The sequence below is a fragment of the Serratia sp. CY44782 genome, from assembly GCF_052168715.1.
GTDB lineage: Bacteria > Pseudomonadota > Gammaproteobacteria > Enterobacterales > Enterobacteriaceae > Serratia > Serratia nevei.
Genome location: NZ_JBJNME010000004.1, coordinates 220,447 through 234,556 on the forward strand (window position 1 = coordinate 220,447; position 14,110 = coordinate 234,556).

Below are 14,110 nucleotides of genomic sequence, written 5' to 3' on the forward strand. Positions count from 1 at the left end.
TTCACTAAGAATGGAGCTTAAACCTTCCAGCAAGGGTAAGGTCAAGGAGGGAAAATGAATATTAGCGACGTCGCGAAAAAAACCGGGCTAACCAGCAAGACGATTCGTTTTTACGAAGAGAAAGCGCTGATTACCGCCCCGATCCGCAGCGATAACGGTTACCGCCACTATTCCGCCAGGCACGTTGAAGAGCTGACGCTGCTGCGCCAGGCGCGGCAGGTGGGCTTCAACCTGGACGAGTGCCGCGAGCTGGTGGCGTTGTTCAACGATCCGGCCCGCCACAGCGCCGACGTGAAGGCGCGCACGCTGCAGAAGGTGGCGGAGATCGAAAGGCACATCAGCGAACTGGGCGAAATGCGCCAGCGCCTGCTGGCGCTGGCCGACCAATGTCCGGGCGACGAGGGGGCGGAGTGCCCCATCATCAACAACCTGGCGGGGTGTTGCCGTTCTAATTAACGCTTGATGGCGCGGATCACCAGCGTGACCCCTTCCACTGCCACCACTTCCACTTCGGTGCCGGCGGGCAGATCTTCCGCCGCCTGAGCACGCCAGCTGCTGTCGCCGATATTGATGCGCCCCATGCCGTTGTGCATTGGCTCCGTCAGCGTGGCGCGGGTGCCGATCAGCTGACGGTTGCGCTGGTTAAGCACCGGCGAGCCGCCGGATGCGGCCGTGGGGCGCCGGCGCAGCCAGTACCACCAAAGGTAGGCGACGACGACGGTCAGGGCGGCGAAGATTACGCCCTGCCACTCCCAGGAGAGCTGCGGCAGCAGCCAGATCAGAGCGCCGACCAACAGCGCCGCCACGCCGCTCCACAGCAGGTAGCCGCCGGCGCCGAGCATTTCCGCTGCCAGCAACACGCCCCCGAGAGAGAGCCAAAACCACAGCGGATTCGCCGCGATCAGTTCGAGCATGATTATTTGCCTTTGCTTTCTTTCAGCAGCTCGGTAATGCCGCCGATCGAGCCAAGCAGGCTGCTGGCGTCCAGCGGCATCATCACCACCTTGCTGTTGTTGGAGGAACCGATCTTCTGCAGCGCGTCGGTGTATTTCTGCGCCACGAAGTAGTTCACCGCCTGAATGTTGCCGCTGGCGATGGCGTCGGACACCAGCTGGGTGGCGCGTGCCTCGGCCTCGGCGGCGCGTTCACGCGCTTCCGCCTGCAGGAACGCCGACTGGCGTTCGCCCTCGGCCTTCAGGATCTGCGATTGTTTCTCCCCCTCGGCGCGCAGAATGGCCGCCTGGCGCACCCCTTCCGCCTCGAGGATGTCGGCGCGTTTGGTACGTTCGGCCTTCATCTGGGCGTTCATCGAGGCGATCAGTTCCGCCGGTGGCCGCACGTCGCGGATCTCGATACGGGTGATTTTCACCCCCCACGGATTGGTCGCTTCATCGACGATGTGCAGCAGGCGACTATTGATGCTGTCGCGTTGCGACAGCATTTCGTCCAGCTCCATCGAGCCGAGCACGGTACGGAAGTTGGTCATGGTCAGGTTGACGATCGCCTGTTCGAGGTTGCTGACCTCGTAGGCGGCGCGCGCCGGATCGACCACCTGGATAAAGCACACCGCGTCGATGGCGACGTTGGCGTTATCGCGGGAAATCACCTCTTGCGAGGGAATGTCCAAAACCTGTTCCATCATGTTGATTTTACGGCCGATGCGGTCCATGAACGGCACCACCAGGTTCAGGCCCGGCATCAGCGTTTTGGTGTAGCGGCCGAAGCGTTCTACCGTCCATTGGAACCCCTGCGGCACAATTTTGACGCCGGCGAACACCACAATCAGCGCGACGACGATCACGATGGGAATAAAAGTAAGCATGCAAACCTCCTGTCAGACATATGTAAACAGATATTACGTCAGCGCCGGAAAAATGCCTACCGTTACCGCGACTTAATCCAGGGCGCTGACCAAACCGGCGAACAGCGGATCTTGCGTCTGGAACAGAGTGCTATCACGACAAGTGTGGCACAGCTAAAAAATAAGTATGCCTAAATGGCATGATTTCAATAATTTTTATTCATTTCATGATGTTGCTCGCCTTGGCTAGAGTAAAAACACCTCGGTATTTACCGTCAAAAATTTGTCATTTTTATTTGCGACTATGCTTTTTGAAATGACATTTCGGCCAAGGATTGTTATGGATTCGCTCAGTGTTGATGAACTCGCCCAGAAGAAGGATCGCTGGTATCGCATTGTGGAGGAGATGTTGGCGGAAGCCGGCGTCGCCATCAACGGCCCGCGCGCCTGGGATATCCGGGTGCACAACCCGGCGCTGTTCAAACGCATTTTGCAGGAAGGTTCGCTTGGTTTCGGCGAAGGCTATATGGACGGCTGGTGGGAGTGCGAACGGCTGGACATGCTGTTCACCCGCATTCTGCAGGCCGGCGTCGATGAGCGGCTGCCGAAAAGCCTGAGCGACATCGCGCGTGTCGCCTATGCCCGGCTGTTCAACCGCCAATCGCGCAAGCGCGCCTGGCAGGTGGGCAAAGAGCACTACGACATCGGCAACGACCTGTTCCGGGTGATGCTTGACCCTTACATGCAATACTCCTGCGGCTACTGGAAAGAGGCGCAGACGCTGGAGCAGGCGCAGCAGGCCAAGCTGCGGATGATCTGCGAAAAACTGCAGCTGAAACCGGGCATGACGCTGCTGGATATCGGCTGCGGCTGGGGCGGGTTGGCGCAATTTGCGGCGCAAAACTACGGCGTCTCGGTGCACGGCGTGACCATTTCCGCCGAGCAGCAGAAGCTGGCGCAGGCACGCTGCGCGGGGCTGGACGTCGAGATCTTGCTGCAGGATTACCGCGATCTGGATCGCCAGTTCGATCGCATCGTGTCGGTCGGCATGTTCGAGCACGTCGGGCCGAAAAACTATGAGACCTATTTCAGCGTCGCGGCGCGCAACCTGAAGCCGGACGGCCTGTTCCTGCTGCACACTATCGGTTCCAATCAGACCGATCTTAACGTCGACGCCTGGATAGACAAATACATCTTCCCCAACGGCTGCCTGCCTTCGGTGCGGCATATCGCCGAGGCCAGCGAGGGGCGTTTCGTGATGGAGGATTGGCACAACTTTGGTGCCGATTACGATCGCACGCTGATGGCCTGGCTGGAGAACTTCAAACGGGCGTGGCCGGATCTGGCGGGCGGTTATTCCGAGCGCTTCGAGCGCATGTTCACTTACTACCTGAACGCCTGCGCCGGCGCGTTCCGTTCGCGCAACATTCAGCTGTGGCAGGTGTTGTTCAGCCCAACGGGCGTGGAGGGCGGGGTGCGGGTCTATCGTTGATATCCCTTCGTCTTTTCCGCCGCATCGTTGTTGGCTGCACGTTCGAACCCCTGGTCACTTAGTTATCTAAGCTCCCAGGGCTTCTCACGTTTGCCGGCTGGATGCAGCTTCAGGTATGACGGATATCAGTACAGCAGGGAGTACAGCTGGCGGCGATACTTAGCGGCCAGCGCGTCGCCGGTGCCGAGCGCGGCCAGAATGTCCATCAGGGTCTTGCGCGCGTTGCCGTTGGCGGCGGCCAGATCTTTCTTCAGATGCCCCATCAGCAGTTCCAGCGCTTCTTCGTTACGCCCGACCTGATGCAGCTGCAGCGTCAGCTGCACTGCCAGCTCAACGTTGTCCGGCTGCTGCTGCACCTGCTGTTGCAGCTGTTGGATTTCCGGCGTGTCCGCCGCCTGCTTCAACAGTTCAATCTGCGCCACCAGGCCCTGATAGCGGGTATCGCGATCCTGCAGCGGGATGGTCGCCAGCACCGCTTCGGCGTCTTCGCTGCGGCTGAGCGCGATCTGGGTTTCGGCCAGGGTCAGGCCGATGTCACTGCGCTGTTGGCTGCTCTGCCAGGCGTCTTTCAGCAGCGGCAGCGCTTCGGCGGCGTTGCCGGCGGCCAGCAGTTCCTGCGCCTGCGCCAGTTTCAGATCTTCTTCCTTCGGCAGGAAACGCTGCAGCAAGTCGCGGATCGCTTCTTCCGGCTGCGGGCCCTGGAAGCCGTCGACCGGTTGGCCGTCTTTGAACAGGTAGACCGTCGGAATGGAGCGCAGCCCGAACTGGGAGGCGATCATCTGTTCGGCGTCGCAGTCCACCTTGGCCAGAATGAACTGACCGGCGTATTCCGCCGCCAGCTTGTCCAGCACCGGCGTGAGCTGCAGGCAGTGTTGGCTGCGCTCGGACCAGAAGTAGAACAGCACCGGAATGGACATCGATTGTTCCAGCGTCTGGTGCAGGTTAGTTTCGTTAATATCAACAACAGCTTGAGCTAGCATCTTTTTTCTCTCTGATCGTGCGGAGCCATGGGGTGTAGATGGGGGCGCGCCGCCATTCTTCAACCCCGGCGGGCGAATTAAGCGTTGCTGCGCAGCAGCCAATCCAGACAGCGGCCCGGCAGAATGCGGCGCAGCACGCTCATGGCGTGCGCCAGCAGGGTCACCGGGTAGCGCAGTTTGGCGCGCGGGCTTTCCAGCGCGTGGCGCAGCTTGGGCAGAATGGCCTCCGGCGGCAGCGTCAGGCGCTTGGCGATGCCGGGATTGTGCACCGGCTTGTCGCTCTGCGCCTGGTTGACGTTCTGGCTAAAGTGGGTGGAAATCGGCCCCGGTTCGATCAGGCTGACCTGAATGCCGCTGCCGTGCAGCTCCATGCGCAGTGCGTCCGACCAGGCCTCCAACGCGAACTTGCTGGCGGCGTAGGCGCCGCGCCCGGCGCTGGAGACTAGCCCCATCACCGAGCTGGCCTGGATAATGCGCCCTTCGCCGTGCGGCAACATCGCGGGCAACAGCAGCTGGGTCAGCTGGTGGGTGCCGAACAGGTTGGTGGCGAACTGCCGCTCCAGCTGGCTGCGCGAAATGCGGCTGAGCGGGCCGTAAACGCCGAAGCCGCCGTTGTTGAACAGGCCGTACAGGCGGCCGCCGGTCAGCGCGATCACCTCGGCGGCGGCGCGCTCGACGCTGGCGCTGTCGTCCAGATCCAGCTCGATGCCTTCCAGCCCGAGCTGGCGCATGTTTTCCACGTCCTGCGGCTTGCGACAGGCGGCCAGCACCCGGTAGCCGCGATTGCGCAGATCCTGCGCCGCAATCAGTCCAATCCCGCTGGAGCAGCCGGTTATCAATACTGCTTTTTGCATAACTTTACCTAGTGTACGACCCTAATTTAGTTAGACTCATGTTTTACTAGCGGTTCCAGGCGCTCCGCCATCCAGGTGGCGATAAACGGCTGGGCGTCCCCATTGGGGTGCAATCCGTCATCCTGCATCCATTCCGGCTTCACCACCACCTGTTCCATATAGAACGGCAGCAGCGGAATGTTGAACTGCTTGGCCAGCGCCGGGTAAACGGCGCTGAACGCCTCGGTATAGCGGCGGCCGTAGTTCGGCGGGATGCGGATCTGCATCAGCAGCGGCTGTGCGCCGGCCTGCTGCACCTGTGTGATGATCTGGCCGAGATCGCGCTGTACGTCCTGCGCCGGGAAACCGCGCAGGCCGTCGTTGGCGCCCAGCTCGATCAGCACCCAGCGCGGCTGATGCTGTTTCAGCAGCGCGGGCAGACGCGCCAGCCCCTGCGCGGCGGTGTCGCCGCTGATGCTGGCGTTGACCAGCTGTGGCGCGCCCGGTTTTTTCTGCCACTGTTCGGCCAACAGCGTCGGCCAGGCCCGCTCGATCGGCAGGCGGTAGCCGGCGCTTAAACTGTCGCCCAAAATCAACAAGGTATCGGCGGCGACAGCGCGTAAACTGAATAATCCCAACAGCAAAAGGAAGGGAAGATGCCAGCGGAAAACGTTCTTGAAGTTCATCATCTTAGTAAACACGTTGGTCAAGGTGAGCATCAGCTCACCATCCTTACCGGAGTCGAGCTGCTTGTCAAACCCGCGCAGACGATCGCCCTGATCGGCGAATCCGGATCGGGGAAATCGACCCTGCTGGGCATTTTGGCCGGGCTGGATGACGGCAGCGAGGGCGAGGTGCGCCTGCTCGGCGAGTCGTTGACCGCGTTGGACGAAGAAGGCCGCGCCGCGCTGCGCGCCAGGAACGTCGGCTTCGTGTTTCAGTCGTTCATGCTGGTGCCGACGCTGAACGCGCTGGAAAACGTGCAGCTGCCGGCGCTGCTGCGCGGCGAGAGCGACAGGCAAAGCCGCGAGCAGGCGGTGCAGCTGCTGGAACAGCTGGGATTGGGGAAACGGCTCGATCACCTGCCGGCGCAGCTGTCCGGCGGCGAGCAGCAGCGGGTGGCGCTGGCGCGCGCCTTCAGCGGTCGGCCGCGGGTGCTGTTCGCCGATGAACCCACCGGCAACCTCGATCGTCAGACCGGCGATCGCATCGCCGACCTGCTGTTTTCCCTCAACCGCGATTTTGACACCACCCTGATCCTGGTGACCCACGACGAAACCCTGGCGGCGCGTTGCCAGCGGCGGCTGCGGCTGCGTGAAGGCAAGCTGTGGGAGGAAGCATGATCTGGCGCTGGTTCTGGCGCGAATGGCGCTCGCCGTCGCTGCTGATCGTTTGGCTGGCGTTGACGCTCTCCGTTGCCTGCGTGCTGGCGCTGGGCAGCATCAGCGATCGCATGGACAAAGGGCTCAGCCAACAGAGCCGCGACTTTATCGCCGGCGATCGGGTGCTGCGCAGCGCGCATCCGGTGCCCGAAGGCTGGCTGCTGGACGCGCAGCAGCAGGGGCTGAAGCTGAGCCGTCAGCTGTCGTTCACCACCATGACCTATGCCGGCGATCGGCCGCAACTGGCGGACGTGAAAGCCACCGATCTGGCCTATCCGCTGTACGGCAAGCTGGAAACGCGCCCGGCCAACATCAAGCCCGAACCGGGCAGCGTGCTGGTGGCGCCGCGTCTGCTGGCGCTGCTGAACGTGAAAGTCGGGGATTCGCTCGAGGTGGGCGACACCACGCTGCGCATCGCCGGCGAAATCATTCAGGAGCCGGACGCCGGCTTCAACCCGTTCCAGACCGCGCCGCGCATTATGATCAACCTGGCGGACGTCGATAAGACCGGCGCGGTGCAGCCGGGCAGCCGCCTGACCTACCGCTATATGTTCGCCGGCGCCGAGCCGGATATTCAACGTTACGAAGAACGGCTGACGCCGCAGTTGACGCCGGATCAGCGCTGGTTCGGGCTGCAGGAGTCCGGCAGCGCGCTCGGCAAGTCGCTGCAGCGATCCCAACAGTTCCTGCTGTTGTCGGCCCTGCTGACGCTGCTGTTGTCGATCGCCGCCGTGGCGGTGGCGATGAGCCACTATTGCCGCAGCCGCTACGATCTGATCGCGGTATTGAAAACCCTTGGTGCCGGGCGCGGCGCGCTGCGTAAGCTGATCGTCGGCCAGTGGCTGGCGGTGATGGCGCTGGCGGCGGTGTGCGGCGGGGCGATCGGGCTGGCGTTTGAAGCGCTGTTGATTCGCCTGCTGAAGCCGGTATTGCCGGCCGCGTTGCCCGCCGCCGGCGCCTGGCCGTGGCTCTGGGCGCTCGGCGCGCTGGTGCTGATTTCACTGCTGGTCGGGCTGCGGCCGTACCGTCAGCTGCTGGCTACCCAACCGCTGCGGGTGCTGCGCCGCGATGTGGTGGCCAATGTGTGGCCGCTGCGCTACTTCCTGCCGGTGACGGCTGCGGTCGTGGTGGCGCTGCTGGTGACGCTGATGGGGGCCAGCACGCTGCTGTGGGCGATCCTGGCCGGTATGGCGGTGCTGGCGCTGCTGCTGGGCGGCATCGGCTGGGGCAGCCTGCTGCTGCTGCGCCGCATCACGCTCAAGAGCCTGGCGCTGCGGCTGGCGGTTAACCGCCTGTTGCATCAGCCGTGGGTGACCATCAGCCAGCTGGCGGCATTCTCGCTGTCGTTCATGCTGTTGGCGCTGCTGTTGGTGCTGCGCGGCGATCTGCTCGAACGCTGGCAGCAACAGCTACCGCCTGACAGCCCGAACTATTTCCTGCTCAACATGACCGAGGCGCAGGTGCCGCAGGTGAAAACCTTCCTGCAGCAGCACCAGATCAAGCCGGAAACCTATTATCCGATCGTACGGGTGCGCCTGACCGAGATAAACCAGCAGCTGGCGACCGAGCGGGTGCATGAAGACGATCCGGGCGGCGAGGCGGTGAACCGCGAGCTGAACCTGACCTGGCTGGCCGATCTGCCGGATCATAATCCGCTGGTGGCGGGCAGCTGGCCGCCGAAAAGCGGCGAAGTCTCGATGGATGAAGGCATTGCCGGGCGGCTGAAGATCAAGCTGGGCGACACGCTGACCTTCAGCGGCGATACCCAGGCGTTCAGCGCCAAGGTCACCAGCCTGCGCCAGGTGGATTGGGAAAGCCTGAAGCCGAATTTTTACTTTATCTTCCCGCCGGGCGCGCTGGACGGCCAGCCGCAGACCTGGCTTACCAGCTTCCGCTACGACGGCGACGGCCAGATGCTGACTCAGCTCAACCGCCAGTTCCCGACGCTCAGCCTGCTGGACATCGGCGCGATCCTGAAACAGGTCGGCGGCGTGCTGCAGCAGGTCAGCCGCGCGCTGGAGGTGATGGTGGTGCTGGTGGTGCTGTGCGGTGGCCTGCTGCTCCTGGCGCAGGTGCAGGTCGGCATGCGTCAGCGCCGCCAGGAGCTGGTGGTGTACCGCACGCTGGGGGCCGGCAAACGGCTGCTGCGCCGCACGCTGTGGTGCGAGTTCGCCCTGCTGGGGCTGGTGGCGGGCATCGCGGCGGCGGTGGGCGCCGAGGCGGCGCTGTGGCTGCTGCAGAGCCGGGTATTCGACTTCCCGTGGACGCCGACGCCGGTGCTGTGGTGGGCGCTGCCGCTGGCCAGCGCGCTGCTGCTGTCGCTGTGCGGCGGCTGGCTGGGCGTGCGCCTGCTGCGCGGCCGGGCGCTGTTCCGCAGCTATGAGGAATAAATATTCCCAGTAATCTTTCGCCCCGTTCTTGTTGTACTGAACGGGGCGAAAGATGTTGTATAGAGTGCTGCGAAACTAAGCGGGCTGCGTGAAATAAGCCATAAACAAATTTTTTGAAAAAATGGATGAGACTATAGCTTGTGCCTGAACGAGATTGTTATCACTGTTTGAATCGAGAATGATTACTCTGTCGGGAGCCCGATAGTAACCAATAAGTAATGTGTAATGATAGTCCAAGACATTTATTCCGCTCATACAGCATATTGGTCTTCCATTGTCGATCTCAGTCATAATATCTTTGAATGGAAGAAATCCTTTTGCTTGATTGCTGTAGTTTTCATTCATAACATATTCTATGACGTATTTTTGATTTTCCAGTCCAGGATATATTGTTCTGACAATTTCCTGCTGTGTTTTGGGATCTGGGGAGTATGGGGCGTAGTAATTTCGGATGGCTTCTGTGACGGCAGCCCAACACCAATTGGTTTTTCCTTGTTGGCGCATTGTAACATTTAATATAGGCATGGTTATCTCTCATTGTATGATATTTTCGCTAATTGCAGTCCTTGGGGGTTGCCAGGCATGCGGCCAGTTTTTCATTTGCTTTAATCATTTCGCGTTCGCGGTTTGCACGATCGATTTCGTTTTGTTGCCACATTTGGGGAGTGAGTAAGTTTGCAGCGTCATTTCCTGCAATGATGGCTTCAGCTGTTTTATCTAGATTGCTATAAGAAATTGTCTCAGGTGCTACCGCTGGGGTTGTATTGAGTGTAAATGAGGTATCGCCAAACAGTGCGGCTTTTGGAACGGGGATGTAATAGATTTCATCACCAGGGACCAGAATAGTGCTTTCGGCTACGGGGCTGCCTTCATCAACTATTTGCAATGTTACCAAGTGTATTTTCTGAAGCGGTAATGCGACGGCATTTTTATTTTGCTCTTCCTCATTTGTGAATGTGACCGGTGAAATAGCATATTTGCTTTTTCTTGGGAAAGTTAGCGTTGGGTTGAAACGTCTGTCGCTGTATAAAGCGTTAAAACTTTCCACTGCTCCGGGCGGGGATAGGCTTTCTAAATAAACACTATTTGTTGTTTCGGGTGTGATATCCATTTTGTATTGGAATATTACAGATAAAGAATTATTACTTCCCATTCTTTTTACATAGTTACAAATGAGCTTTTTTTTGTTTTTCTGATTAATATCAGTGCCGCCTCCAGCTATGAGTGCGAGAGTTTTTACACTCGAAACAATAGCAGCGACGATCTCTTTGCCATGGCCATGATGAGTCATATTGATTCCTTTCAATCTATAATCAGGCGTCCAACTCATGCTGCTAGTGGTATCCGAGCCAATAGCCGTTGTTTTTTCTGCATGAAAAACTAACGGAGGTTTACTATCGTCAGCACTATAAGTGGTGACTATTTCTGGTGAGGCGATCGTCGTGATTGGAAGGGCATCTGGTGTGCAGGTTATTATCTTGGTCAGTTTTACCGAAACATTTGCTTTGGTTCTATAATATTGATAGTCCACAGGGACATGTGTGGTACAGCTGGTAATGACAATACATGCTAATATGCTGAGTTTTTTGGAAATCATGTGATTACCCGCCCATGGTGATTATTATCTGTCAGGCAATACACAACCTGAGTATCAGGTTGAGTTGTCAATTTTCATGTCCATTTATAGAGTGAATGAAAATGGCATATCACTGAAAATATCTCATCAACCGTCTTTCATTAGGTTGATTTTAATTATTTTGCTAACCTTTCTATAAAGGTGGCACCCCAAAAAGGTAGGGGGTACTCAACACCTTTAGATTATTTTTATAATAGTCAATCCAAAGCATTTTTGTTTGCTATCGCCGAAAAACATTCCATTGTTGGAGAAATAGATGAGCTGGTTTTTTCAGAGGTGGGTTTTTTATATTAATCTGATGTTTTTTAGGAGGGAACCGCTTTCTGTTCCTCAATCAAGATAACCATAAAGGGGTTAGCCTAAGGCTAACCCCTTTTACTTTCGGCGGCGTGAGCCTTAAGCCAGCTTCTGCTGTGCCCAGGCCAGCCCGCTTTGGTATTCGCCCGGCAGCAGCGGCGCCAGCGCCTGCAGCGCCTGGCGCAGATCGGCGGCGCTCGGGTCGTTCAGATTGAGGTGGCCGACCTTGCGGCCCGGGCGCACCTCTTTCTCATACCAGTGCAGATGCACCAGCGGCAGCGACAGCCACTGTTCGTTGACGGCGGTGCCGATCAGGTTGACCATCACCGACGGCGTGCTCACCACCGGCTGCGGCAACGGCAGGCCAAGGATGGCGCGCAGATGCAACTCGAACTGACTGATGGACGCGCCGTTTTGCGTCCAGTGGCCGCTGTTGTGCACGCGCGGTGCCAGTTCGTTGATCAGCAGCCGATCGCCGACGATAAAGCACTCCATCGCCATCACGCCGACGTAGTTCAGCTCGTTCAGGATCGCCGCCAGCATCTGCTCGGCCTGTTGCTGCAGCGCCGGGTTGGGCTGCGGCAGCGCCACGCTGGTGCGCAGGATGCCGTCTTCATGCAGGTTGTGGGTCAGCGGGTAGAATACCGAACGGCCGTCGTGGCCGCGCGCGCCCACCAGCGACACTTCGCCGGAGAAATTGATGCCTTGCTCGACGATGCACTCGCCATAGGCGTCGGCCGGCAGTTCGGCTTCCTGGCCCGGGCGCAAGCGCCATTGGCCGCGGCCGTCATAGCCGCCGACCCGGCGTTTGACGATCGCCAGCTCGCCCAGCGAAGCGAATACCTGCGGCCATTCGGCGGCGCTCGCCAGCAGCTGCCACGGCGCGGTCGCCAGGCCGAGCTGGTCGAGCAGCTGTTTTTGCGTCAGGCGATCGGCCAGGCGCGGGAAGATGTCGCGGTTGACGAAGGCGCTGTGGGTCGCCAGCTCGCGCGTTAGCGCGGTTTCCGGCCAGCGTTCGATCTCGGCGGTAATGACGCTGTTCTGATACGGCACCGCCTCGGGCTCGGCATCGATGCCGACGGGGTAAACGGCGATGCCCAGCGGTTCGCCGGCCTGGCGCAGCATGCGCCCCAGCTGGCCGTTGCCCAGTACGCAAACTGGCTTCATGCGTCCTCCCGCGGATCGGGGTGGTTCAATACCTCTTCGGTCTGCGCCCGACGCCAGTCCGCCAAACGCTGCGCCAGCGCGGCGTCGTGCAGCGCCAGGATCTGCATCGCCAGCAGCCCGGCGTTGGCGGCGCCAGCTTTGCCGATCGCCAGCGTGCCCACCGGAATGCCGCGCGGCATCTGTACGATGGAGTACAGGCTGTCTACGCCGCTCAGCGCGGCGCTTTGCACCGGCACACCCAGCACCGGCACCAGGGTTTTCGCCGCCAGCATGCCCGGCAGGTGCGCCGCACCGCCGGCGCCGGCGATGATCACGTCAAAGCCGTTGGCGGTAGCCTGCTCGGCGAAGCTGAACAGCTTGTCCGGCGTACGGTGGGCGGAAACGACTTCGACATGGAAGGGGACTTCGAGCTGGGTCAGGACTTCGGCGGCGAACTGCATGGTGGCCCAGTCACTTTTCGATCCCATTACAATTGCGATTTTCGCCCCGGTAGTGGCGGCTGAAGCGGCGTTGGCTCCCATGGGTGTAAGGCTCCTGTGATTTGTCTGGCGTCGGCTGAGGGCCGAATGAGGGCGTAGAGCATACCATGAGCGCACGGCGAGGAAAACGGTTGCGTCGCCGGTTTTCACCGCCGAAAGCGCGAATTTTCACTCGCGCGCCAGTCCGGGGCTCAGAATGGGAATTGGATCAGCTCGACGGCGTCGGCGCTGACTTTGACCATCGATCCTTCGACGTGCCAGGCGCCCAGCACCGCGCGATGGGCTTCGCCGTTGCTCAACGCCAGCTGGTGCACCGCCGGGCGATGGGTATGGCCGTGGATCATCCAGTGCACGTCGTGGCGCAGCATAGTCTGTTCGACTGCCTGCGGGTTGACGTCCATGATGGCTTCCGACTTGTACTGGTTGGATTGCTGGCTGCGGGCGCGCATGTTGGCGGCGATCTTCAGTCGCCAGCGCAGCGGCAGCGCCAGGAACAATTTTTGAATCAGCGGGTTGTGCACTTTACGGCGGAATTGCTGATAGGCCTGATCGTCGGTGCACAGGGTGTCGCCGTGCAGGATCAGGATCCTGCGGCCGTACAGCTCCAGCACTTTCTCTTCCGGCAGCAGCTGCATGCCGCTGGCACGGGCGAAGCGCTTGCCGAGCAGAAAATCGCGGTTGCCGTGGATGAAGTAGCAGGGCACGCCGGCCTGTTGCAGCGCTTTCAGCGCCGCGGCGATCTCCGCGTGCAGCGGCTCGGGATCGTCGTCGCCGATCCAGGCTTCAAACAGGTCGCCGAGGATGTACAGCGCGTCGGCGTGAACCGCTTCGCGCCGTAAAAAACGCAGAAAACCGGCAGTGATTGCCGGTTCCTGTGCGCACAAGTGCAGATCTGCGATGAACAGCGTACTCATGCAGCCGCGATTACTCGCTGACGGTCACGCTGTTGATCACGACGTCTTCTACCGGTACGTCCTGGTGCATGCCGCTGCGGCCGGTTTTCACGCCTTTGATCTTGTTGACCACGTCCATGCCTTCAACCACTTCAGCGAACACGCAGTAGCCCCAGCCCTGCACGTTTTCGCCGCGGAAGTTCAGGAAGTCGTTGTCAGCCACGTTGATGAAGAACTGTGCGGTGGCGGAGTGCGGATCGTTGGTGCGCGCCATTGCCAGGGTGCCGATGGTGTTTTTCAGACCGTTGTTGGCTTCGTTCTTGATGGTCGCGTTGGTCGCTTTCTGGTTCATGCCCGGCTCGAAACCGCCGCCCTGGATCATGAAGCCGTTGATCACACGGTGGAAGATGGTGTTGTCGTAGAAACCGGCGCGGCAGTAGTTCAGGAAGTTTTCAACGGTAACCGGCGCTTTGTCAGCAAAGGTCTTGATAACGATATCGCCGTGATTGGTGTGGAAAGTAACCATAGTTTTAATCCTAACAAGGTGAAGTGAGACGTCACGTAAAGCGAGTGAACATTCAGACCGCCCTTATAACATATCCGCCCCAGTGAGTCAGCAGCGGCTCAACCGCGCACTGTCTGTGGTAATTGCATTTGTGTTATATTATAACAATTTCGCCGACCGCCGAATTTCGCGCATTTTATTCGCGTGAAATCAGCAAAGCATGGCCTTAACCTTGCAATAGATCAGGCTTCAGGT

Annotated in this window: 15 protein-coding genes; 4 read left to right on the plus strand and 11 right to left on the minus strand. The window is 59.7% G+C overall.

All coding sequences use genetic code 11. From position 1 onward, the window contains the following. Positions 1-54 precede the first annotated feature (54 nt). Positions 55-456 carry a Cu(I)-responsive transcriptional regulator gene (cueR, locus tag ACJ8HT_RS09290; RefSeq protein ID WP_047728634.1) on the plus strand — a complete coding sequence of 134 codons (402 nt, stop codon included), beginning with the start codon at positions 55-57 and terminating at the stop codon, positions 454-456. Here the strand turns inward: cueR and ACJ8HT_RS09295 are convergent. Further along, positions 453-914: an NfeD family protein gene (locus ACJ8HT_RS09295; RefSeq protein ID WP_126180097.1), complete on the minus strand. Its 462-nt coding sequence runs from the start codon at positions 912-914 to the stop codon at positions 453-455. The genes cueR and ACJ8HT_RS09295 overlap by 4 nt on opposite strands. A 2-nt stretch (positions 915-916) precedes the next feature. Further along, positions 917-1,822, minus strand: coding sequence for an SPFH domain-containing protein (locus ACJ8HT_RS09300; RefSeq protein WP_004940203.1), 906 nt, complete (start codon positions 1,820-1,822; stop codon positions 917-919). A 319-nt stretch (positions 1,823-2,141) separates the two neighbouring features. On the opposite strand from ACJ8HT_RS09300, the gene cfa reads away from it, so the two are divergent. Next, the gene (gene cfa / locus ACJ8HT_RS09305) at positions 2,142-3,293 is read left to right on the plus strand and encodes a cyclopropane fatty acyl phospholipid synthase (protein ID WP_197652275.1); all 1,152 of its coding nucleotides are present in this window, start codon (positions 2,142-2,144) and stop codon (positions 3,291-3,293) included. 125 nt (positions 3,294-3,418) lie between these two features. Here the strand turns inward: cfa and ACJ8HT_RS09310 are convergent, their stop codons facing one another. The 3 genes from ACJ8HT_RS09310 to tesA all read right to left on the minus strand — a co-directional run bounded on the left by ACJ8HT_RS09310 (position 3,419) and on the right by tesA (position 5,792). Further along, a complete protein-coding gene (locus ACJ8HT_RS09310) occupies positions 3,419-4,273 on the minus strand; it encodes a co-chaperone YbbN (protein WP_197652274.1) in 855 nt (284 codons plus the stop codon). A 77-nt stretch (positions 4,274-4,350) separates the two neighbouring features. Beyond that, positions 4,351-5,127: an SDR family oxidoreductase gene (locus ACJ8HT_RS09315; RefSeq protein WP_197652273.1), complete on the minus strand. Its 777-nt coding sequence runs from the start codon at positions 5,125-5,127 to the stop codon at positions 4,351-4,353. A 26-nt stretch (positions 5,128-5,153) separates the two neighbouring features. Continuing rightward, a complete protein-coding gene (tesA, locus tag ACJ8HT_RS09320) occupies positions 5,154-5,792 on the minus strand; it encodes a multifunctional acyl-CoA thioesterase I/protease I/lysophospholipase L1 (RefSeq protein WP_164268474.1) in 639 nt (212 codons plus the stop codon). Here tesA and ybbA point away from each other — a divergent pair. Then, on the plus strand, positions 5,763-6,449 hold the full coding sequence (gene ybbA / locus ACJ8HT_RS09325) for a putative ABC transporter ATP-binding protein YbbA (RefSeq protein ID WP_004940192.1): 687 nt from the start codon (positions 5,763-5,765) through the stop codon (positions 6,447-6,449). The genes tesA and ybbA overlap by 30 nt on opposite strands. Then, a complete protein-coding gene (ybbP, locus tag ACJ8HT_RS09330) occupies positions 6,446-8,878 on the plus strand; it encodes a putative ABC transporter permease subunit YbbP (RefSeq protein ID WP_197652272.1) in 2,433 nt (810 codons plus the stop codon). Before ybbA ends, ybbP begins: the two co-directional genes overlap by 4 nt. 75 nt (positions 8,879-8,953) lie before the next feature. Here the strand turns inward: ybbP and ACJ8HT_RS09335 are convergent, their stop codons facing one another. The 6 genes from ACJ8HT_RS09335 to ppiB form a co-directional block, all read right to left on the minus strand. Next, positions 8,954-9,403, minus strand: coding sequence for a C39 family peptidase (locus ACJ8HT_RS09335; RefSeq protein ID WP_197652271.1), 450 nt, complete (start codon positions 9,401-9,403; stop codon positions 8,954-8,956). A 28-nt stretch (positions 9,404-9,431) separates the two neighbouring features. Then, positions 9,432-10,475, minus strand: coding sequence for a hypothetical protein (locus tag ACJ8HT_RS09340; protein WP_197652270.1), 1,044 nt, complete (start codon positions 10,473-10,475; stop codon positions 9,432-9,434). 435 nt (positions 10,476-10,910) lie between these two features. Then, on the minus strand, positions 10,911-11,978 hold the full coding sequence (gene purK / locus ACJ8HT_RS09345; protein WP_043146773.1) for a 5-(carboxyamino)imidazole ribonucleotide synthase: 1,068 nt from the start codon (positions 11,976-11,978) through the stop codon (positions 10,911-10,913). Beyond that, a complete protein-coding gene (purE, locus tag ACJ8HT_RS09350) occupies positions 11,975-12,499 on the minus strand; it encodes a 5-(carboxyamino)imidazole ribonucleotide mutase (protein WP_060423515.1) in 525 nt (174 codons plus the stop codon). Before purE ends, purK begins: the two co-directional genes overlap by 4 nt. Positions 12,500-12,648: 149 nt before the next feature. Next, positions 12,649-13,371, minus strand: coding sequence for a UDP-2,3-diacylglucosamine diphosphatase (locus ACJ8HT_RS09355; RefSeq protein WP_049199956.1), 723 nt, complete (start codon positions 13,369-13,371; stop codon positions 12,649-12,651). A gap of 10 nt (positions 13,372-13,381) precedes the next feature. Further along, a complete protein-coding gene (gene ppiB, locus ACJ8HT_RS09360; RefSeq protein WP_004940183.1) occupies positions 13,382-13,876 on the minus strand; it encodes a peptidylprolyl isomerase B in 495 nt (164 codons plus the stop codon). Positions 13,877-14,110: the final 234 nt, after the last annotated feature.